The organism is Citrobacter sp. 21OH12SH02A-Citro, from assembly GCF_027919895.1.
Classification (GTDB): domain Bacteria; phylum Pseudomonadota; class Gammaproteobacteria; order Enterobacterales; family Enterobacteriaceae; genus Citrobacter; species Citrobacter braakii.
Map to the genome: position 1 here is coordinate 3,638,551 of NZ_CP114801.1, position 19,627 is coordinate 3,658,177.

Sequence of the window (19,627 nt, forward strand, 5' to 3'; positions counted from 1 at the left end):
TACGATGTTCGGAAAATTGACGCTGGATGCAGTGCCGTTCCATGAACCAATTGTCATGGTTACGATCGCTGCCATTATCATCGGTGGTGCGGCCTTACTGGGCCTAATCACTTACTTCGGTAAGTGGACCTACCTGTGGAAAGAGTGGCTAACTTCGGTTGACCACAAACGCCTTGGCATCATGTATGTCATTGTCGCAATCGTCATGTTGATTCGTGGCTTTGCCGACGCCATCATGATGCGTAGTCAGCAAGCGCTGGCTTCTGCAGGTGAAGCGGGCTTCCTGCCACCTCACCACTACGACCAGATCTTCACGGCTCACGGCGTGATTATGATCTTCTTCGTGGCAATGCCATTTGTTATCGGTCTGATGAACCTGGTGGTTCCGCTGCAGATCGGCGCACGTGACGTTGCATTCCCGTTCCTGAACAACTTGAGCTTCTGGTTCACCGTTGTCGGCGTAATCCTGGTTAACCTGTCTCTGGGCGTGGGTGAATTCGCACAGACCGGTTGGCTGGCGTACCCGCCACTCTCGGGAATAGAGTACAGTCCAAGCGTCGGGGTCGATTATTGGATATGGGCAGTCCAGTTGTCCGGTATTGGTACAACCCTAACCGGGATCAACTTCTTTGTGACCATCATTAAGATGCGTGCGCCAGGAATGACCATGTTCAAGATGCCGGTATTTAGCTGGGCATCGCTGTGTGCGAACATCCTGATTATCGCGTCTTTCCCAATCCTGACGGTTACCGTCGCGTTGCTGACCCTGGATCGCTATCTGGGCACCCATTTCTTTACCAACGATATGGGCGGCAACATGATGATGTACATCAACCTGATTTGGGCCTGGGGCCATCCGGAAGTGTACATTCTGGTTCTGCCGGTCTTCGGTGTGTTCTCCGAAATCGCTGCAACCTTCTCACGTAAACGTCTGTTTGGTTACACCTCACTGGTGTGGGCAACCGTGTGTATCACCGTTCTGTCGTTCGTTGTTTGGCTGCACCACTTCTTCACCATGGGTGCAGGCGCTAACGTAAACGCCTTCTTCGGTATTACCACCATGATTATCGCCATCCCGACCGGGGTGAAGATCTTCAACTGGCTGTTCACCATGTACCAGGGTCGTATCGTATTCCACTCAGCGATGCTGTGGACGATTGGCTTTATCGTTACCTTCTCAGTCGGCGGCATGACCGGCGTACTGCTGGCGGTTCCGGGTGCGGACTTCGTGCTGCACAACAGTCTGTTCCTGATTGCGCACTTCCATAACGTTATCATCGGCGGCGTCGTATTTGGATGCTTCGCAGGTATGACCTACTGGTGGCCAAAAGCGTTTGGCTTCACGCTGAACGAAACCTGGGGTAAACGCGCATTCTGGTTCTGGATCATCGGCTTCTTCGTGGCGTTTATGCCGCTGTATGTGCTGGGCTTTATGGGGATGACCCGTCGCCTCAGCCAGCAGATTGACCCGCAGTTCCATCCGATGCTGGTCGTTGCCGCCTGCGGTGCCGCGCTGATTGCATTGGGTATCCTGTGCCAGCTGATTCAGATCTTCGTTTCTATTCGCGACCGCGAGCAGAACCGCGACCTGACCGGTGACCCATGGGGTGGTCGTACGCTGGAGTGGGCAACCTCTTCCCCGCCTCCGTTCTACAACTTTGCCGTTGTGCCGCACGTTCACGAGCGTGATGCCTTCTGGGAAATGAAAGAAAAAGGTGAAGCGTACAAGCAGCCTGCGCACTATGAAGAAATTCATATGCCGAAAAACAGCGGTGCCGGTATCGTCATTACCGCCTTCGCAACACTGTTTGGTTTCGCCATGATCTGGCATATCTGGTGGCTGGCGATTGCAAGCTTCGCAGGCATGATCATTAGCTGGATTGTGAAAAGCTTTGATGAAGACGTGGATTACTACGTGCCGGTCCCGGAAGTCGAAAAACTGGAAAACCAGCATTTCGATGAGATTACTAAGGCAGGGCTGAAAAATGGCAACTGATACTTTAACGCACGCGACTGCCCACGCGCACGAACACGGGCACCACGATGCAGGCCAGACCAAGATCTTCGGATTCTGGGTCTACCTGATGAGCGACTGCATTCTGTTCTCTATTCTGTTTGCAACCTATGCCGTTCTGGTGAACGGCACCGCAGGTGGCCCAACAGGTAAGGACATTTTTGAACTGCCGTTCGTTCTGGTTGAAACATTCCTGCTGTTATTCAGCTCTATTACTTACGGCATGGCGGCGATCGCCATGTACAAGAACAACAAGAGCCAGGTTATCTCCTGGCTGGCGTTGACCTTCTTGTTCGGTGCCGGATTCATCGGGATGGAACTCTATGAATTCCATCACCTGATTGTTAACGGTATGGGCCCGGATCGCAGCGGCTTCCTGTCTGCGTTCTTCGCGCTGGTCGGCACGCACGGTCTGCACGTCACCTCCGGTCTTATCTGGATGGCGGTGCTGATGGTGCAAGTTGCTCGTCGCGGCCTGACCAGTACTAACCGTACCCGCATCATGTGCCTGAGCCTGTTCTGGCACTTCCTGGATGTGGTGTGGATCTGTGTGTTCACTGTTGTTTATCTGATGGGGGCGATGTAATGAGTCATTCTAACGAGAGCGGCGGCGCATCCCATGGCAGCGTAAAAACCTACATGACAGGTTTTATCCTGTCGATAATCCTGACGGTTATTCCGTTCTGGATGGTCATGACAGGTTCTGCCTCTCCTGCCGTCATTCTGGGAACTATTCTGGCAATGGCAGTGGTACAGATTCTGGTGCACCTGGTGTGCTTCCTGCACATGAATAGCAAATCTGATGAAGGTTGGAACATGACAGCCTTTGTCTTTACTGTGCTAATCATCGCCATCCTGGTTGTGGGCTCCATCTGGATTATGTGGAACCTTAACTACAACATGATGATGCACTAAGAGCGGCGATTATGATGTTTAAGCAATACCTGCAAGTAACAAAACCAGGCATCATCTTTGGCAACCTGATCTCGGTGATTGGGGGATTCCTGCTGGCCTCGAAAGGCAGCATTGATTATCCCCTGTTTATCTACACGTTGGTTGGGGTGTCACTGGTTGTGGCGTCGGGTTGTGTATTTAACAACTACATCGACAGGGATATCGACAGGAAGATGGAGAGGACCAAAAACCGTGTGCTGGTTAAAGGTCTGATTTCCCCTGCGGTCTCGCTGGTATACGCCACCCTGCTGGGTATTGCTGGCTTTATGCTGCTGTGGTTTGGCGCGAACCCTCTGGCCTGCTGGCTGGGGGTAATGGGCTTCGTGGTCTATGTGGGCGTCTATAGCCTGTACATGAAGCGCCATTCCGTTTATGGCACGCTGATTGGCTCACTCTCCGGCGCTGCGCCGCCGGTGATTGGCTACTGCGCCGTAACAGGTGAGTTCGATAGCGGTGCGCTGATTCTGCTGGCTATTTTCAGTCTGTGGCAGATGCCGCACTCTTACGCGATTGCGATTTTCCGCTTTAAGGATTATCAGGCAGCCAACATCCCGGTACTGCCGGTGGTGAAAGGTATTTCGGTCGCGAAGAACCATATCACGCTGTACATCGTGGCGTTTGCTATCGCCACGCTGATGCTAACCCTGGGCGGCTATGCTGGTTATAAATACCTGATTGTTGCTGCGGCGGTGAGCGTCTGGTGGTTGGGCATGGCGCTGCGCGGTTATAAAGTGGAAGATGACAGGGTCTGGGCACGCAAGCTGTTCGGTTTCTCCATCATCGCCATTACCGCGCTTTCCGTGATGATGTCCGTTGACTTTATGGTGCCAAACTCGCAGAACCTTCTGACTTACGTCTGGTAAAGATCTGCTGATACGAAAAGGGTGCCTCCGGCACCCTTTTTTATTGGCAGGGATGTTATTCAGTCATAAAGCCATTTCCCCGCCTTTGCTGACTCTATAATCATCTCTACTGTCAAAGGCTTTAATTCAATTTCAGGAGGATCTTTTTTCCAGAAAGGGTATTCTTGTTCAATATAATTCCTTCCATCAAAGTTCGAATATTCAATATCAAAATGCTCAAATAAATCAGCTAAAAAATCATATGCATCTTCCGGAATAAACTGAAAATCATCCTCCAGGGTCCATTCTTTCGTGACCTGCTTAAGACCAGGCCTAAACCAACGTTCCCTGATTGGGTAATTCTTCATGATGTACTCAATAACTTCAGCTTCATAATTTCTCATCAGAAAGATGTCCACTGTATGCGATCTTTGGGTCGTACGATGAGGTTGTATTTATCGCGGGTATGTTTTGTCACCGCGAACAAAAGCACGATTAACTGAGCATGCCCAACAAAAGGAACCCAACGGCCTATGTAAGTTGCTATTTGGTTTGTTGGAACCATCTTCAATTTGGAAAACTTCCCCATAGGAGCGTGTAGTCTTAAACCAAACGGGAACCGAGCCCCTTTCAGAAGTTTTCTACATAGAATTGATGCAATACTAGTGCCTGGGGTGTTCGTGGCTGCTGATAGTTTTCCTTTGACAGGAATAAATGGTTGACCGATCAAAACCAGCATAACAGCTTCCGTGGTGATACCTAATGAATCTGCCAACTGCTCAATGAATATCAAATCAAACAGTTCACCCGACGTTACGTTAGCGTGACCATGATACCAATAGGTTCCATTCGCCTCTTCAGTTGTGTCCATTCAATCCCCCATTATGCCGTCTGCCGGTCATTCCATGCGTCGGTATAGATAATGTTCCCGTCGCAATGCTTCCAGGTGATTTTTTCGTAGCGTAATTCTATGGTTTCAAGATGGTTATTATTCATGTCCTCTGGACCAGCCATCGAGGGAGAAACGGAGACAATCCGCACCCCTTCCAGAAACATATTGAAGTATTCAACTTCCTGACCGGCATCATTGATTTTGTACCAACGAATCTCTGCGGACTTAAGATTCTGACCAGAAGCGACAGCTTTGTATAAATACGGGCTAGAGTAGTCAAACTCTTTGACGATCATCATCGGTGAATGTTGGCGTGTGCCTGTTGGCTTGCCTGTACCGTTATCAGTGGGAATAGACAAATTGTGATGAAAGCCTTTAAATTCAATACTGTATTCTCTTCCCTTTACATCACACCCGCCCTTAATCAGCGCACCACCATCGTCATAAATCCACATATTGCCCGGAATCGCCATTTTCCTTTTCCCTCTTTCCATTAGAAATAACCACAAAAAGACTACACCTGTAATTATCGCAAGTAAATTAGTCGCAGTTGTAATTATTTCGATTTTCCCACTACACAATTCCACATATCGTAGAGGTTTACCGCACTCCTTCCCCGCTTTACACTAGGCGCGAAATTAATACAGAGGTGGGAATGAACGATTACAAAATGACGCCCGGTGAGTTGCGCGCCACCTGGGGTTTAGGGACCGTATTCTCGTTGCGCATGCTTGGCATGTTTATGGTTCTGCCGGTTCTGACCACGTACGGTATGGCGCTACAGGGTGCCAGTGAAGCGCTAATTGGCCTTGCCATTGGCATTTATGGTCTGGCGCAAGCCGTTTTCCAGATCCCCTTTGGTCTGCTTTCTGACCGCATCGGTCGTAAGCCGCTTATCGTCGGCGGGCTGGCGGTGTTCGTTCTCGGCAGCGTGATTGCCGCCCTCTCCGATTCAATCTGGGGCATTATTCTCGGTCGCGCTTTGCAAGGCTCTGGCGCGATTGCCGCCGCCGTGATGGCGCTGCTTTCCGACTTAACCCGTGAGCAAAACCGTACCAAAGCGATGGCGTTTATCGGCGTCAGCTTTGGTATCACCTTCGCCATTGCGATGGTGCTAGGACCGATCGTTACCCATGCGCTGGGGCTACACGCGCTGTTCTGGATGATTGCAGCTCTTGCAACCACCGGCATCGTGCTAACCATTTGGGTCGTTCCCAATAGCACCAGCCACGTGCTGAACCGCGAATCTGGCATGGTAAAAGGCAGCTTCAGCAAAGTGCTGGCGGAGCCCAAACTGCTCAAGCTCAACTTTGGCATCATGTGTCTGCACATTTTGTTGATGTCCACTTTCGTCGCCTTACCGGGCCAACTGGCGAAAGCCGGTTTCCCCGCCGCAGAACACTGGAAAATTTATCTGGTGACGATGCTGCTGTCCTTTGTTTCCGTGGTGCCGTTCATCATCTACGCAGAAGTGAAGCGGCGGATGAAGCGCGTATTCCTCGCCTGCGTGTTACTGATCCTTATCGCAGAGATTGTATTGTGGAGCGCTAACGTGCGTTTTTGGGGGCTGATTGCGGGCGTTCAGATATTCTTCCTCGCCTTCAACCTGATGGAGGCCCTCCTCCCCTCGCTTATCAGCAAAGAGTCTCCGGCTGGCTATAAAGGCACGGCGATGGGCGTTTACTCCACCAGCCAGTTTCTTGGCGTGGCGATTGGCGGTTCGCTCGGCGGTTGGGTGGTCGAAATGTTTGATGGTCAGGCGGTATTCCTGGCCGGCGCGCTTCTGGCGGCAGTTTGGTTGTTGGTGGCAAGCACAATGAAAGAGCCGCCGTATGTCAGTAGCCTGCGAGTGGAAATCCCACCTGAGATTGCCGCAGATGACACCCTTAAGCAGCGTCTGCTGGCTAAAGAAGGGATAAGCGAAGTGTTAATTGTTGCGAAAGAGCATTCGGCTTACGTGAAAATCGACAGCAAAGTGACGAATCGATTTGAGGTTGAACAGGCCATCAGCCAGGCGTGAAGAGTGCCAGATGGCGACTATCGTTTGATCCAGCCTACAAATAGCGTGTGCAACCTGTAGGCCGGATAAGCGTAGCGCCATCAGGCATTACGACTTAATCGCGGAAGTTCTTAAACTGGAACGGCTGGCCGAGATCGCCGCCGCGAACCAGCGCCATAACGGATTGCAGATCGTCACGCGCCTTGCCGGTCACGCGGATTTCTTCGCCCTGAATCTGCGCCTGCACCTTCAGTTTGCTGTCTTTGATCAGCTTAACGATTTTCTTTTGCACCGCGCTTTCAATGCCCTGTTTCAGCTTAGCTTCAACAAACCAGGTTTTACCGCTATGCACGAAGGTTTCTGGTACGTCCAACGAAGTGCCTTCAATACCACGTTTCAGCAGCTTGGCACGTAAAATATCCAGCAACTGATTGACCTGGAAATCAGACTCGCTTAGCACCTTAATCGTCTTATTCGACTCGTTCAGCTCAAAAGTCGCTTCAACGCCACGAAAATCAAAGCGTGACTCCACTTCGCGGCTGGCGTTATCTACCGCGTTACGGGCTTCCTGAAGATCAACTTCAGAAACAATATCGAAAGATGGCATCTTTTCCTCTCCCTTCATTTTTGATGCGAAGCATAATACCTGCAAAGTTACACAACAGACAGCGCTATACTAGGCTGTATCCTTTAATTGTACGTGGTACTGATACCTGCGAACAATAATGGGGTACGGCCGATATGGATTAACACCTGGTGATGTTGCAGGTGAGGAGGAAGAATGAAAATTACCGTACTGGGATGTGGAGCGTTAGGACAGCTTTGGCTAACCACGCTGTGCAAACATGGACATGAGGTTCAGGGGTGGCTACGCGTACCGCAACCCTATTGCAGCGTTAACCTGATCGACACGGATGGGTCAGTATTCAATGAATCCCTGACGGCAAACGACCCCGATTTTTTGGCGAAAAGCGACCTGCTGCTTGTCACTCTGAAAGCCTGGCAGGTTTCTGATGCGGTCAAAGGCCTGGCCGCCATTCTGCCTGACACCACTCCCATTCTGCTGATTCACAACGGTATGGGGACGATTGAAGAGTTGCATAACATTAAGCAACCTCTATTGATGGGCACCACAACCCACGCGGCACACCGTGACGGGAACGTGATCATTCATGTCGCTCAGGGAACAACAAGGATTGGTCCGGCGCGTGAACAAGACGGTGATTTCAGTTATCTGGCTGAAGTCCTGCAAGAGGTGCTGCCGGACGTCGCCTGGCACAACAATATTCGCGCTGAGTTGTGGCGCAAGCTGGCCGTCAACTGCGTCATTAACCCGCTGACCGCATTATGGGATTGCTCGAATGGAGAGTTACGCCATCATCCTGAAAAAATAGCGCTCATCTGCGAGGAGGTGGCGGCGGTCATTGAACGCGAAGGCCACCACACATCAGCAGATGATTTACGCTATTATGTTGAGCAAGTGATTGACAGTACGGCGGAAAATATCTCATCAATGCTGCAAGACATACATGCCCTGCGCCATACTGAGATCGACTACATTACCGGTTATTTGTTAAAACGCGCCCGCGCGCACGGCATCGCCGTCCCGGAAAATGCCCGCCTGTTTGAAATGGTTAAGAGAAAGGAAAGTGAGTATGAGCGCTCAAGCACTGGTATGTCTCGCCCCTGGTAGTGAAGAGACCGAAGCGGTCACCACTATCGATCTGCTGGTTCGCGGCGGAATTAAGGTCACGACTGCAAGCGTTGCCAGCGATGGCAGCCTGACGATCGTGTGCTCACGCGGAGTAAAACTACTGGCGGATGCACCATTAGTGGAAGTTGCTGACGGGGATTTCGACATTATCGTGCTGCCCGGCGGTATTAAAGGCGCCGAGTGTTTTCGCGACAGCCCTCTGCTTGTCGAAACCGTGAAACAGTTTCATCGCTCCGGGCGCATCGTCGCAGCAATTTGCGCCGCTGCCGCCACAGTCCTCGTCCCACACGATATTTTTCCCATCGGTAACATGACCGGTTTTCCGGCGCTGAAAGACAATATTCCCACTGACCAGTGGCAGGATAAGCGCGTCGTATGGGATCCGCGCGTCAATCTGTTAACCAGCCAGGGACCGGGAACCTCTATCGATTTCGGTTTAAAAATCATTGATCTCCTGGTGAGTCGCGAAAAAGCTTACGAAGTGGCATCACAACTGGTGATGGCTGCGGGTATTTATAACTACTACGAGTAATCTTCAGGCCACTCGCATTCAAGGAATTATGATGAAAGGATATCTGAGCGGAGTGGCTTTACTGCTCCTTTCCGGCTACGCCAGTGCGACTCAACTTGAAATTGAGAGCCTTGAGTATCGCTATCCCGCAAGCACTGAGATGCAATATCGCGTGCCGTGGTTTACCTCAACGGATAACCCACAGGTTGCAAAACGCATTAACGATTATATTTTCACAAGCTTTATCAATCAGCTACCGGGAAATAATCCACAAGCGACCGTGAATCAGTTTGCGAAATCAGAGATGAATCCCACCGCAAACCTTGACTACACGGTTGAGTATCGCGACGCCAAAGTGTTGACCCTCAACATGTTTGTCGAAGGCTGCGGGGCGTATTGCGAGTCGTACAATGTACCGATCAGCTTCGATTTAGCCAACGGCGCGACAATTACCCTTAACGACCTCTTTTCCCGCTCCACGATGACCGAATTAAACACCCGCATCAGAAAAGATATCCGCAGCCAAATTGATACCTTTGTTGTCGCACAGAAATCACAAAAGCCGGAGCAAATAAAAGAAGACGGTGGAGATTCTGGCTTTGCCGAATTCTACGCATCGTGTGCAACCTACACCGACGGTCTGTACTACATCGACAAATTCTCCCTGCAAAAAGACCATCTGGCTTTCCTGAACGGACGTTGTAGCAACCACGCCAATCGCGCGGGTGACGAACTGGGCGATTTCACCACGAAGATCCCGACCGTTGAACTGCATAATCAGCTCACGCCTTACGGCCAGTATCTGACTACCGCAAAGAGAACAACACCGGTTTCGCCAGCGCCCGGCATTGACGGCAAGGTGATGTACGGCACGTTGGGAAAAAGCATGCGTATTGTGTTGAAGGTCGACTGCAAATACGGTGATTTTTTTGAAGGGGCTTACTTTTACCAGAAATTTGGCGCACCGATTGAATTAAACGGTAAATGCGACACAGCCGACAATCAACATTATGTACTGAAGACCTCTGCCGCTGAACAATCGGAAGAGAAGATAACGCTGGAGTTAAAAGACGGCGTCTATCAGGGTGTCTGGGTGTCGAACGGGAAAAAGCTCCCCATCCGTTTTGAATAATATTGTTATATTGCCGGATGGCAGCATAAACAATTTATCAGGCCTACAAAACATACCGCTTGCAGGCCTGATAAGCGCAGCCCCCTCAGGCAAAAGTCACTACGGGCGATATACCTTCACGTTTTCAAAGCCCTGCTCGCGCAGATACAGCGCCTGCAGACGGCTCATCACCCCGCGTTCACACCACAGCAGCCAGGTTTTACTCTGGTCCAGATCGCCGAATTTGGTGCTCAGTTTGTAGAACGGCAGAGAAACGACGTCCACACCGTCAACCTTCAGCGGTTTGTCATCCTGTTCATCCACAGAGCGGATATCCAGAATCACATCGTTCGGGCCGAAGCCGCTCACGGTTTCCACTTCCACCACGGTCTGCTGCGTCTGCTGGGCGATATCACGAATATCGATATTGTTCGCTTCTTCAACCACTTTATCGAGGATAGAGAAATCGAAGTTTTCTTCTTCGGCCTCAATCTTCGCTTTAATCGCTTTCACCGTCGGGCTTTTTGAAATCACACCGCAGTATTCCGGCATGGTACGGGCAAAGTCCTCAGTACCAATTTCACGCGCCAGATTAATGATGTGCTCCTTATCATGGGAGATAAGCGGGCGCAGGATCAGGGTGTCAGAAACGTTATCGATCAGGCGCAGGTTGGTCAGCGTCTGGCTGGACACCTGGCCCAGCGCTTCACCGGTTACCAGTGCCTGTACGCCGTAGCGCTCAGCGACTTTCGACGCTGCACGAACCATCATACGTTTAAGGACCACGCCCATCTGACCGTCGTCGACTTTCTCCAGGATCTCGCCAACCACCGGCTCAAAGTTGATCGCGACAAAACGCACGCGATGCGAGCTACCAAAGCGGTTCCACAGATAATGCGCCACCTGACGAACGCCGATTTCATGCGCTGCGCCGCCGAGATTAAAGAAGCAGTAGTGCACGCGGCAGCCGCGACGCATCAGCATATAGCTGGACACGCCGGAGTCGAAACCACCGGAAATCAGCGACAGTACATCTTCCTGCGTCCCGATCGGGAAACCGCCAATACCTTCATAGCGGCCTTTAACCAGCAGCAGACGGTCGTTTTCGATTTCAAGATTAACCGTCACGTCCGGCTTCGTCAGCTTCACGCGCGCGGATTCAATATGCTGGTTCAGTCCACCGCCAACATAGCGTTCCACCTCAATAGAGCTAAACTCATGCTTACCGCGACGCTTAACGCGTACGCAGAAGGTTTTGCCTTCCAGTTGATCGTGATACTGCACCAGCGCTTTCTCGAAAATATCGTGCATATCGGTAAACGGCACGTCTTCAACTTCGAGAATATGGTGGATCCCCGGAATACGGGTCAGCGCGTCGCGAATATCCAGGCGCTGGCTTTCATCTTTAGCGCGAACCTCAACGTGATCCCAGTGGCGGACAACGGCAAGGTCTTCATCATAGTGCTTTAAAACGTTACGAATGTTCCCTGTCAGAATTTTTATAAAGCGCAAACGCACAGATTGGCTTTTGATGGTGATTTCTGGGAACAATTTAATGATAAACTTCATGGCGGCAATGGTTCTTTGGCAAGTCTGAATGACTTGTAATGGAAAAAAATACAGCAGCCCATACCCTGCGGCTGCATCCAGGCGCGCAAGTATACCACCATCATGGTCATCCTGTGCACATCGCCTTACCATTGTGCGTTATTTGCTTATCAGTGCGAGTCCGTTACCATAGCCTTGTGCTGCCAATACAGAGAGTCAGACATTCATTATGCCGAAGAAAAATGAAGCGCCAGCCAGTTTTGAAACAGCGCTGAGCGACCTGGAACAGATTGTTACCCGTCTGGAAAGCGGCGACCTGCCGCTGGAAGAAGCGCTGAACGAATTTGAACGTGGCGTACAGTTAGCACGTCAGGGACAGGTCAAGTTGCAGCAGGCTGAACAGCGCGTACAAATCCTGCTGTCAGATACTGAAGACGCCGCCCTTACGCCTTTCACACCGGATAATGAGTAAATGGATTTTACGCAGCAGCTACAGGCTTGCGTTGAGCAGGCCAACCAGGCACTGAGCCGTTTTATCGCGCCATTGCCCTTTCAGAACACTCCCGTGGTCGAAACCATGCAATATGGCGCATTATTAGGCGGTAAACGTCTGCGCCCGTTTCTGGTGTATGCGACCGGTCAGATGTTTGGCGTCAGCCTGAGTACGCTTGATGCTCCCGCTGCCGCCGTCGAGTGTATCCATGCCTATTCGCTGATGCACGATGACTTACCCGCGATGGACGACGATGACCTGCGCCGCGGTCTGCCGACCTGCCACGTAAAATTTGGCGAGGCGAATGCGATCCTGGCCGGAGATGCGCTACAGACGCTGGCGTTCTCCATTATCAGCGACGCCCCGATGCCGGAAGTTTCTGATCGTGACCGCATCGCGATGATCTCTGAACTGGCCCAGGCCAGCGGTATCGCCGGTATGTGCGGCGGTCAGGCGTTGGATCTGGACGCTGAAGGCCATCAGGTAGAATTGGATGCGCTGGAGCGTATTCACCGCCATAAAACCGGGGCATTGATTCGCGCCGCCGTGCGTCTGGGTGCGTTAAGCGCAGGCGATAAAGGGCGAGAATGCCTGGCAATACTCGACAAGTACGCAGAAAGCATCGGTCTGGCCTTCCAGGTTCAGGATGACATCCTGGATGTGGTAGGCGATACTGCAACATTGGGTAAACGTCAGGGTGCTGACCAGCAGCTTGGCAAAAGTACCTATCCTGCACTTCTGGGTCTTGAGCAAGCCCAGAATAAAGCCCGGGATTTAATTGAGGATGCCCGCCAGTCGCTAAGTTTGCTGGCCGCACAGTCACTCGATACCTCGGCACTGGAAGCGCTAGCGGACTACATAATCCAGCGTGATAAATAAACCAACATATCCCATGAGCTTGCGATGAGTTTTGATATAGCCAAATACCCGACCCTGGCGCTGGTCGACTCCACTCAGGAGTTACGCCTGCTGCCAAAAGAGAGCCTGCCAAAGCTTTGCGACGAACTGCGCCGCTATTTGCTCGACAGCGTAAGCCGTTCCAGCGGGCACTTCGCCTCTGGTCTGGGCACGGTGGAACTCACCGTAGCGCTGCACTACGTCTACAACACCCCGTTTGACCAGTTAATCTGGGATGTGGGACATCAGGCTTACCCGCACAAAATTCTGACCGGCCGCCGCGATAAAATCGGCACCATTCGGCAGAAAGGCGGTTTGCATCCATTCCCATGGCGCGGTGAGAGCGAATATGACGTACTGAGTGTTGGGCACTCCTCAACCTCCATCAGCGCAGGTATCGGTATTGCGGTTGCCGCCGAGAAAGAAGGTAAGGAACGCCGTACTGTTTGTGTGATTGGGGACGGTGCAATCACCGCAGGCATGGCATTTGAAGCGATGAACCACGCGGGTGATATTAAGCCCGACATGCTGGTTATCCTCAACGACAACGAAATGTCGATTTCAGAGAACGTCGGCGCGCTGAACAATCACCTGGCGCAACTGCTCTCTGGCAAACTCTACTCCTCGCTGCGCGAAGGCGGGAAGAAAGTGTTCTCCGGTGTGCCACCGATTAAAGAACTGCTCAAACGTACCGAAGAGCACATCAAAGGCATGGTTGTGCCGGGTACGCTGTTTGAAGAGCTGGGCTTTAACTATATTGGTCCGGTGGACGGTCACGACGTGCTGGGGCTTATCACCACGCTTAAGAACATGCGCGATCTCAAAGGTCCACAGTTCCTGCACATCATGACCAAAAAAGGTCGTGGCTACGAGCCGGCGGAAAAAGATCCGATTACGTTCCACGCGGTACCAAAATTCGATCCATCCAGCGGATGCCTGCCGAAAAGCAGCGGCGGCCTGCCGAGCTATTCAAAAATCTTCGGTGACTGGCTGTGCGAGACCGCGGCGAAAGACAATAAGCTGATGGCGATCACCCCGGCGATGCGCGAAGGCTCCGGTATGGTGGAGTTCTCACGTAAGTTCCCGGACCGCTACTTTGATGTGGCGATTGCCGAGCAGCACGCGGTGACGTTTGCGGCCGGTCTGGCGATTGGCGGTTATAAGCCGGTCGTGGCTATTTACTCCACCTTCCTGCAACGCGCTTACGATCAGGTACTGCATGATGTCGCCATCCAGAAACTGCCGGTCCTGTTCGCCATCGACCGGGCAGGTATCGTTGGCGCAGATGGACAAACCCACCAAGGGGCGTTCGACCTCTCTTTCCTGCGCTGCATCCCGGAAATGGTCATTATGACCCCAAGCGATGAGAACGAATGTCGCCAGATGCTGTTCACCGGCTATCACTACAACGACGGTCCAACGGTCGTACGTTATCCGCGCGGTAACGCGGTGGGCGTTGAGCTGGCGCCGCTGGAACATCTGCCAATCGGCAAAGGCATCGTGAAGCGTCACGGGGAGAAAGTGGCGATCCTCAACTTCGGCACCCTAATGCCGGAAGCCGATCAGGTCGCAGAGTCACTGAACGCCACGCTGGTTGATATGCGCTTTGTGAAACCGTTGGATGAAACGTTGATCCTCGAAATGGCAGCCCAACACGAGGTGCTGGTCACCCTCGAAGAGAATGCCATTATGGGCGGCGCTGGTAGCGGCGTAAACGAAGTGCTAATGGCCCATCGCAAGCCTGTTCCGGTGCTGAACATTGGCCTGCCTGACTTCTTCATCCCGCAGGGAACTCAGGACGAGGCTCGCGCCGAACTGGGACTTAATGCCGCCGGAATTGAGGCCAAAATCAAGGCCTGGCTGGCATAATCCCCTCCCCGCTCCTGCTATGCTTAACTCATCACGAGCATAGCAGGAGTGGATTAATGAAATACAACACCTTAGGAAAAACCGACCTACGGGTCTCCCGCCTTTGCCTGGGTTGCATGACGTTTGGCGAGCCCAATCGCGGCAATCACGCCTGGACGCTACCTGAAGAAAGCAGCCGCCCGATAATCAAACACGCTATTGAAGGCGGCATTAACTTTTTTGATACCGCCAACAGCTACTCCGCTGGTAGCAGCGAAGAGATTGTCGGCCGCGCGCTGCGTGATTTCGCCCGCCGCGAAGAGGTCGTGGTCGCCACCAAGGTTTTTCACCAGGTTGATGATTTAGCGGAAGGATTATCCCGCGCACAAATCTTGCGCTCAATCGACGATAGCCTCAGACGCCTGGGTATGGACTATGTGGACATCCTGCAAATTCACCGCTGGGATTACAATACGCCTATCGAAGAAACGCTGGAAGCCCTTAACGACGTAGTGAAAGCCGGTAAAGCTCGCTATATTGGCGCCTCATCCATGCACGCGTCTCAGTTTGCTCAGGCGCTGGCTTTACAGAAACAACACGGCTGGGCGCAGTTCGTTAGCATGCAGGATCACTACAACCTGATCTACCGTGAGGAAGAACGCGAAATGCTGCCGCTTTGCTATCAGGAAGGCGTCGCGGTGATCCCTTGGAGTCCGCTGGCGCGTGGTCGCCTGACGCGCCCCTGGGGAGAAACGACCGCACGTCTGGTTTCTGATGAAGTCGGTAAAAATTTATACAGTGACAGCGATGAAAACGACGCGCAAATTGCCGCGCGGCTGACCGGTGTCAGTGAGGAATTAGGCGTAACGCGTGCGCAGGTTGCGCTGGCCTGGCTGCTGAGCAAACCGGGGGTGGCAGCGCCGATTATCGGCACTTCACGCGAGGAACAGTTGGATGAGTTACTTAATGCGGTGGATTTGACGCTGAAGCCAGAGCAGATTGCCGAGCTGGAAACGCCGTACAAACAGCATCCGGTGGTCGGATTTAAATAATCTGGCATTGCCCGATGGCGCTGCGCTTATCGGGCCTACGAAACCGCCATCGTGTTTCCAGGCCGGATAAGGCGTTTACGCTGCCATCCGGCAAGCCCATTTAAATGATACCTACCGGCCAGTGATGGCCGATAAAATACAAAATTCCGGCGGAGAGTATTCCGGCCACAATATCATCAATCATGATCCCCGTACCGCCATGCACGTTGCGATCGAACCAACGGATCGGCCACGGCTTCCACATATCCAGAATACGGAAAATCACAAATCCCGCGGCGACCCACTGCCAGTCGTGGGTCGGCAGCGCCATCAGGGTTATCCACATCCCGACAAACTCGTCCCAGACAATGCTACCGTGATCGTGCACGCCCATATCTTTCGCCGTTTGATGGCACAGATAAACGCCGATACAGATAGACAACATGACCACCAGTGAATACAGCTGCCACGGCAGAAACGTCATTAAATACCAAAAAGGGATCGCCGCCAGCGATCCCATCGTGCCTGGAACAATTGGGCTCAGCCCGCTGCCAAAACCGGTGGCCAACAGGTGCCACGGATTGCGCATACTCAGGCGGCTTTTGGCGACATCTTTTTTAAGGCGCGGCAAAATGGTCATATCCTTTCCAGTCGAACGTGACGGGTTTTCCGTCGCGCGTAAAGTGAATGCCTTCCACGTCCGCGCTCATCTGCCCAATGCAGGTAAACGATGCGCCGAGATTCCCCAGCGCCACGTCCAGTGCGCCACGGTTAATTTCCGGTACGGTAAAGCATAACTCATAATCTTCCCCCCCCGAAAGCGCCCAGAGCAGGGCTTGTTCCGGCTCAACATGTTGGGCAAATGCCGTGGAGTATGGCAACGCATCGACGTTAACCCGCGCCCCACAGCCGCAGGCATTGACGATATGCCCCAGATCGGAAATCAGGCCGTCGGAAATATCGATAGCCGCACTGGCCAGATCGCGCAGGGCTTGTCCCTGCAAAATACGCGGTGTTGGACGCAGATGACGTTTAAGCAGATAGTCTGCGTCTTTTGCATCTGCCACCTGCAAGCGATCCTGCAAAATCGCCAGCCCGGCCGCGCTGTCGCCCGGCGTACCGGTCACATAAATCCAGTCCCCCGGTTTCGCACCGGAGCGTTTTAAGGCCCGTCCAACAGGGACGTAGCCGTGGATACCCAGCGTCATCGACAATGGCCCACGCGTGGTGTCACCACCTATCAGCTGCATATCATAGTAATTGAGGAGTTCAAACAGGCTATCGCTGAAGGCTTCAAGCCAGGCTTCATCGACGTCAGGCAGCGTGAGCGCCAGCGTCAGCCACGCAGGATCGGCTCCCATCGCCGCCAGATCGCTCAAATTCACCGCCAGCGCTTTCCAGGCGAGATCGGTGGGATCAATGTCGGGGAGGAAGTGGTTGCCTGCCACCAGCGTATCGGTGCTGATCGCCAGCGTCTGTTTTTCAGGGATGTTCAGAAGTGCGCAATCGTCACCAATACCGGTTTCGACATCAAGACGAGACGTTCTTACGCGGTCAAAATAACGGGCAATCAGGGAAAATTCGCCGCATGCCATACGTTATGCCTCAGCAGAAAAAAAAGAAAAAGCCGGGGGCAGCGGAAACAAGTTCCACCATCCAGCCGGCCTCGGGATTACTTTTTGTTGGGGCGAATCACAGGTGCTGCTTTATCCAGTACGCCGTTCACGAATTTATGGCTGTCTTCAGCGCCGAAGGTTTTCGCCAGTTCAATCGCTTCGTTGATGGCCACTTTGTACGGCACATCACTACGTTTAGACAGTTCAAACAGCGCAATACGCAGCACGGCTTTTTCTACCTGACCCAGCTCTTCCAACAGACGAGACAGATAAGGCTTCATTAATCCATCCAGGTACGCGCTGTTAGTCGCCACCCCGGACAGCAGTTCACGGAAATACAGAACGTCGACATCTTTTACGTCCTGTTCCGCCAGGAACTGGTATTCAACATCAGCGATGTCGTTCTGGGACAACTGCCAGGAGTAGAGCGCCTGGACGGCACACTCACGGGCGCGGCGACGAGCAGCAGGTTTCACGGATTTCCCCTTACAAAAATCAGGCCTTGATGGCTTTCAATACATTAATCATTTCAAGTGCAGTCAGTGCAGCTTCTGCGCCTTTGTTGCCAGCTTTAGTGCCAGCACGTTCGATGGCTTGTTCAATACTTTCGGTGGTCAGAACACCGAAGGCTACCGGAATGCCACTGTCCTGAGCGACATGCGCCAGGCCATTGCTTGCACCGCCAGCCACATATTCGAAGTGCGCGGTACCACCACGAATCACCGTACCTAACGCAATCACCGCGTCGTATTTACCGGATTTTGCAAGTACCGAGGCTGCCAGCGGCAGCTCATACGCGCCCGGAACCCAAACGACGGTAATGTTTTCATCTTTAACCTGACCAATACGTTTCAGGGCGTCGATCGCACCTTCCAGCAGGCTGTCATTGATAAAGTTGTTGAAACGCGCAATGGTGATGGCGACGCGAGCGTCCGGGGTAGCAACGTTAGCTTCAATAATGTTCATATTCTTCCTTCGGATTCACTGGACCCCGCAGGGGGGCGGATTTTATCATAATAATCTGTGCGCTGCTTCCCTTTCGAACCGGGAGATCATGCGCCCACTAAATGCAGGCAAAGGTCCGGACCTACATGGCGTATTTCGTTGAATTTGAAATGGGGGGCGTCAGCCAGTTTCTCAAGGCCTGGAAGCACACATAATCCTCGTGCATCGCTGCCTAACAGTTTAGGCGCAACATACACGATTAGCTCATCGACCAGACCGGCCTGTAATAACGCGCCCGCAAGCGTTGGACCAGCTTCAACCCAAATGCTGTTAATTTGCTGCTTGCCCAGTTGCATCATCAGCACCACCAGATCCAGATGCCCGTTATGTTCCGGCACCTTCAGGCTGCGCACCGTCTCCGGCCAACTACGAGGATCATCTTTTGTCCGGGCAATCCAGGTTTCTCCAGGCTGTTGCACAATACGGTGTTCCGGCGTGACCTGATTCTGGCTATCAACAACAATGCGGATAGGCTGGCGCAGATTTTCCTGCGGGTAACTCGCCTGGGTTGACTCCCCAAGTTCCGACCAACGCACGGTAAGCTGAGGGTCGTCAGCCAACACCGTAGCGCTGCTGGTTAAGATGGCATGGCTTTGCGCCCGTAATCGTTGCACATCGCGACGCGCCTGCGGCGAGGTTATCCACTGGCTTTCACCACTGGCCATCGCCGTACGCCCATCAAGCGACGCACCAAGTTTAAGCTGCACGTAGGGGAATCCCGTACGCATACGCTTGAGAAAGCCTTTATTAAGCTGCTCAACCTCGCTCATCATCAGCCCGTGACTGACGTCAATGCCCGCCTGCTGCAAACGGTAGAGACCACGACCTGCTACCTGCGGATTGGGATCCTGCATCGCTGCAACCACACGTGACACGCCTGCGGCAATCAGCGCATCGCAGCACGGGGGGGTACGACCATGATGGCTGCAGGGTTCAAGCGTTACATAGGCAGTCGCCCCTTGCGCTTTTTCTCCAGCCATGCGCAGAGCGTGGACTTCGGCATGCGGTTCGCCCGCGCGGTGATGATACCCTTCACCGACGATCTCCCCATCTTTGACAATCACGCAGCCCACGTTGGGATTGGGGTGAGTGGTAAAACGTCCGCGCGCAGCAAGCTTCAGCGCGCGCGCCATGTACAATTCATCCTGCATG

22 protein-coding genes are annotated in these 19,627 nt (G+C 52.8%); 12 read left to right on the forward strand and 10 right to left on the reverse strand.

Annotated elements, in window-relative coordinates:
- Window positions 1–4: 4 nt before the first annotated feature.
- The 4 genes from cyoB to cyoE are packed head-to-tail and all read left to right on the forward strand — an operon-like array spanning window position 5 to window position 3,831.
- Window positions 5–1,996: a cytochrome o ubiquinol oxidase subunit I gene (gene cyoB / locus O6D90_RS17800; RefSeq protein ID WP_003831008.1), complete on the forward strand. Its 1,992-nt coding sequence runs from the start codon at window positions 5–7 to the stop codon at window positions 1,994–1,996.
- Complete coding sequence (locus O6D90_RS17805; RefSeq protein WP_003831007.1) at window positions 1,986–2,600, forward strand: cytochrome o ubiquinol oxidase subunit III; 615 nt, start codon at window positions 1,986–1,988, stop codon at window positions 2,598–2,600. The genes cyoB and O6D90_RS17805 overlap by 11 nt, the downstream gene beginning before the upstream one ends.
- Window positions 2,600–2,929 (forward strand): cytochrome o ubiquinol oxidase subunit IV, encoded by a 330-nt coding sequence (locus O6D90_RS17810; protein WP_003831006.1) that lies wholly within the window; start codon window positions 2,600–2,602, stop codon window positions 2,927–2,929. The genes O6D90_RS17805 and O6D90_RS17810 overlap by 1 nt, the downstream gene beginning before the upstream one ends.
- An 11-nt stretch (window positions 2,930–2,940) precedes the next feature.
- Complete coding sequence (gene cyoE, locus O6D90_RS17815; RefSeq protein ID WP_003831005.1) at window positions 2,941–3,831, forward strand: heme o synthase; 891 nt, start codon at window positions 2,941–2,943, stop codon at window positions 3,829–3,831.
- Between the two features lie 59 nt (window positions 3,832–3,890).
- Here the strand turns inward: cyoE and O6D90_RS17820 are convergent, their stop codons facing one another.
- Genes O6D90_RS17820 through O6D90_RS17830 form a run of 3 tightly spaced genes read right to left on the reverse strand, consistent with a single transcriptional unit; the run spans window position 3,891 to window position 5,175 of the window.
- Window positions 3,891–4,214, reverse strand: coding sequence for a DUF1493 family protein (locus O6D90_RS17820; RefSeq protein ID WP_016152048.1), 324 nt, complete (start codon window positions 4,212–4,214; stop codon window positions 3,891–3,893).
- The gene (locus O6D90_RS17825) at window positions 4,214–4,681 is read right to left on the reverse strand and encodes an STM2901 family protein (protein ID WP_016155862.1); all 468 of its coding nucleotides are present in this window, start codon (window positions 4,679–4,681) and stop codon (window positions 4,214–4,216) included. Before O6D90_RS17825 ends, O6D90_RS17820 begins: the two co-directional genes overlap by 1 nt.
- 11 nt (window positions 4,682–4,692) lie before the next feature.
- Window positions 4,693–5,175, reverse strand: a complete 483-nt coding sequence (locus O6D90_RS17830) for an Hcp family type VI secretion system effector (RefSeq protein WP_016155861.1) — start codon at window positions 5,173–5,175, stop codon at window positions 4,693–4,695.
- A gap of 182 nt (window positions 5,176–5,357) precedes the next feature.
- Between O6D90_RS17830 and O6D90_RS17835 the strand changes: the two genes are divergently transcribed.
- A complete protein-coding gene (locus O6D90_RS17835; RefSeq protein ID WP_016152045.1) occupies window positions 5,358–6,722 on the forward strand; it encodes an MFS transporter in 1,365 nt (454 codons plus the stop codon).
- Between the two features lie 94 nt (window positions 6,723–6,816).
- Here the strand turns inward: O6D90_RS17835 and O6D90_RS17840 are convergent, their stop codons facing one another.
- The gene (locus O6D90_RS17840; protein ID WP_003831002.1) at window positions 6,817–7,308 is read right to left on the reverse strand and encodes a YajQ family cyclic di-GMP-binding protein; all 492 of its coding nucleotides are present in this window, start codon (window positions 7,306–7,308) and stop codon (window positions 6,817–6,819) included.
- 174 nt (window positions 7,309–7,482) lie between these two features.
- On the opposite strand from O6D90_RS17840, the gene panE reads away from it, so the two are divergent.
- Genes panE through O6D90_RS17855 form a run of 3 tightly spaced genes read left to right on the forward strand, consistent with a single transcriptional unit; the run spans window position 7,483 to window position 10,058 of the window.
- Window positions 7,483–8,394, forward strand: a complete 912-nt coding sequence (gene panE / locus O6D90_RS17845; RefSeq protein WP_271143179.1) for a 2-dehydropantoate 2-reductase — start codon at window positions 7,483–7,485, stop codon at window positions 8,392–8,394.
- On the forward strand, window positions 8,357–8,947 hold the full coding sequence (gene yajL, locus O6D90_RS17850) for a protein deglycase YajL (RefSeq protein WP_016155859.1): 591 nt from the start codon (window positions 8,357–8,359) through the stop codon (window positions 8,945–8,947). The genes panE and yajL overlap by 38 nt, the downstream gene beginning before the upstream one ends.
- Before the next feature lie 31 nt (window positions 8,948–8,978).
- Entirely contained in the window at window positions 8,979–10,058 is a 1,080-nt protein-coding gene (locus O6D90_RS17855) for a hypothetical protein (protein ID WP_016155858.1), read from the forward strand.
- 99 nt (window positions 10,059–10,157) lie between these two features.
- Here the strand turns inward: O6D90_RS17855 and thiI are convergent, their stop codons facing one another.
- The gene (thiI, locus tag O6D90_RS17860; RefSeq protein ID WP_016155857.1) at window positions 10,158–11,606 is read right to left on the reverse strand and encodes a tRNA uracil 4-sulfurtransferase ThiI; all 1,449 of its coding nucleotides are present in this window, start codon (window positions 11,604–11,606) and stop codon (window positions 10,158–10,160) included.
- A 208-nt stretch (window positions 11,607–11,814) separates the two neighbouring features.
- On the opposite strand from thiI, the gene xseB reads away from it, so the two are divergent.
- Genes xseB through yajO form a run of 4 tightly spaced genes read left to right on the forward strand, consistent with a single transcriptional unit; the run spans window position 11,815 to window position 15,875 of the window.
- On the forward strand, window positions 11,815–12,057 hold the full coding sequence (xseB, locus tag O6D90_RS17865; RefSeq protein ID WP_016152040.1) for an exodeoxyribonuclease VII small subunit: 243 nt from the start codon (window positions 11,815–11,817) through the stop codon (window positions 12,055–12,057).
- The gene (ispA, locus tag O6D90_RS17870; protein WP_016152039.1) at window positions 12,058–12,957 is read left to right on the forward strand and encodes a (2E,6E)-farnesyl diphosphate synthase; all 900 of its coding nucleotides are present in this window, start codon (window positions 12,058–12,060) and stop codon (window positions 12,955–12,957) included.
- Between the two features lie 24 nt (window positions 12,958–12,981).
- Entirely contained in the window at window positions 12,982–14,844 is a 1,863-nt protein-coding gene (dxs, locus tag O6D90_RS17875; RefSeq protein WP_016155856.1) for a 1-deoxy-D-xylulose-5-phosphate synthase, read from the forward strand.
- Between the two features lie 56 nt (window positions 14,845–14,900).
- Window positions 14,901–15,875: a 1-deoxyxylulose-5-phosphate synthase YajO gene (gene yajO, locus O6D90_RS17880; RefSeq protein ID WP_016155855.1), complete on the forward strand. Its 975-nt coding sequence runs from the start codon at window positions 14,901–14,903 to the stop codon at window positions 15,873–15,875.
- 100 nt (window positions 15,876–15,975) lie between these two features.
- Here yajO and pgpA read toward each other — a convergent pair whose 3' ends face one another.
- The 5 genes from pgpA to ribD form a co-directional block, all read right to left on the reverse strand.
- Entirely contained in the window at window positions 15,976–16,494 is a 519-nt protein-coding gene (gene pgpA / locus O6D90_RS17885; RefSeq protein ID WP_016152036.1) for a phosphatidylglycerophosphatase A, read from the reverse strand.
- Window positions 16,472–17,449, reverse strand: a complete 978-nt coding sequence (thiL, locus tag O6D90_RS17890; RefSeq protein WP_016155854.1) for a thiamine-phosphate kinase — start codon at window positions 17,447–17,449, stop codon at window positions 16,472–16,474. Before thiL ends, pgpA begins: the two co-directional genes overlap by 23 nt.
- A 77-nt stretch (window positions 17,450–17,526) precedes the next feature.
- The gene (nusB, locus tag O6D90_RS17895) at window positions 17,527–17,946 is read right to left on the reverse strand and encodes a transcription antitermination factor NusB (protein WP_000801129.1); all 420 of its coding nucleotides are present in this window, start codon (window positions 17,944–17,946) and stop codon (window positions 17,527–17,529) included.
- 19 nt (window positions 17,947–17,965) lie between these two features.
- A complete protein-coding gene (gene ribH / locus O6D90_RS17900) occupies window positions 17,966–18,436 on the reverse strand; it encodes a 6,7-dimethyl-8-ribityllumazine synthase (protein WP_016152034.1) in 471 nt (156 codons plus the stop codon).
- An 86-nt stretch (window positions 18,437–18,522) separates the two neighbouring features.
- Complete coding sequence (ribD, locus tag O6D90_RS17905) at window positions 18,523–19,626, reverse strand: bifunctional diaminohydroxyphosphoribosylaminopyrimidine deaminase/5-amino-6-(5-phosphoribosylamino)uracil reductase RibD (RefSeq protein WP_016152033.1); 1,104 nt, start codon at window positions 19,624–19,626, stop codon at window positions 18,523–18,525.
- Window position 19,627: the final 1 nt, after the last annotated feature.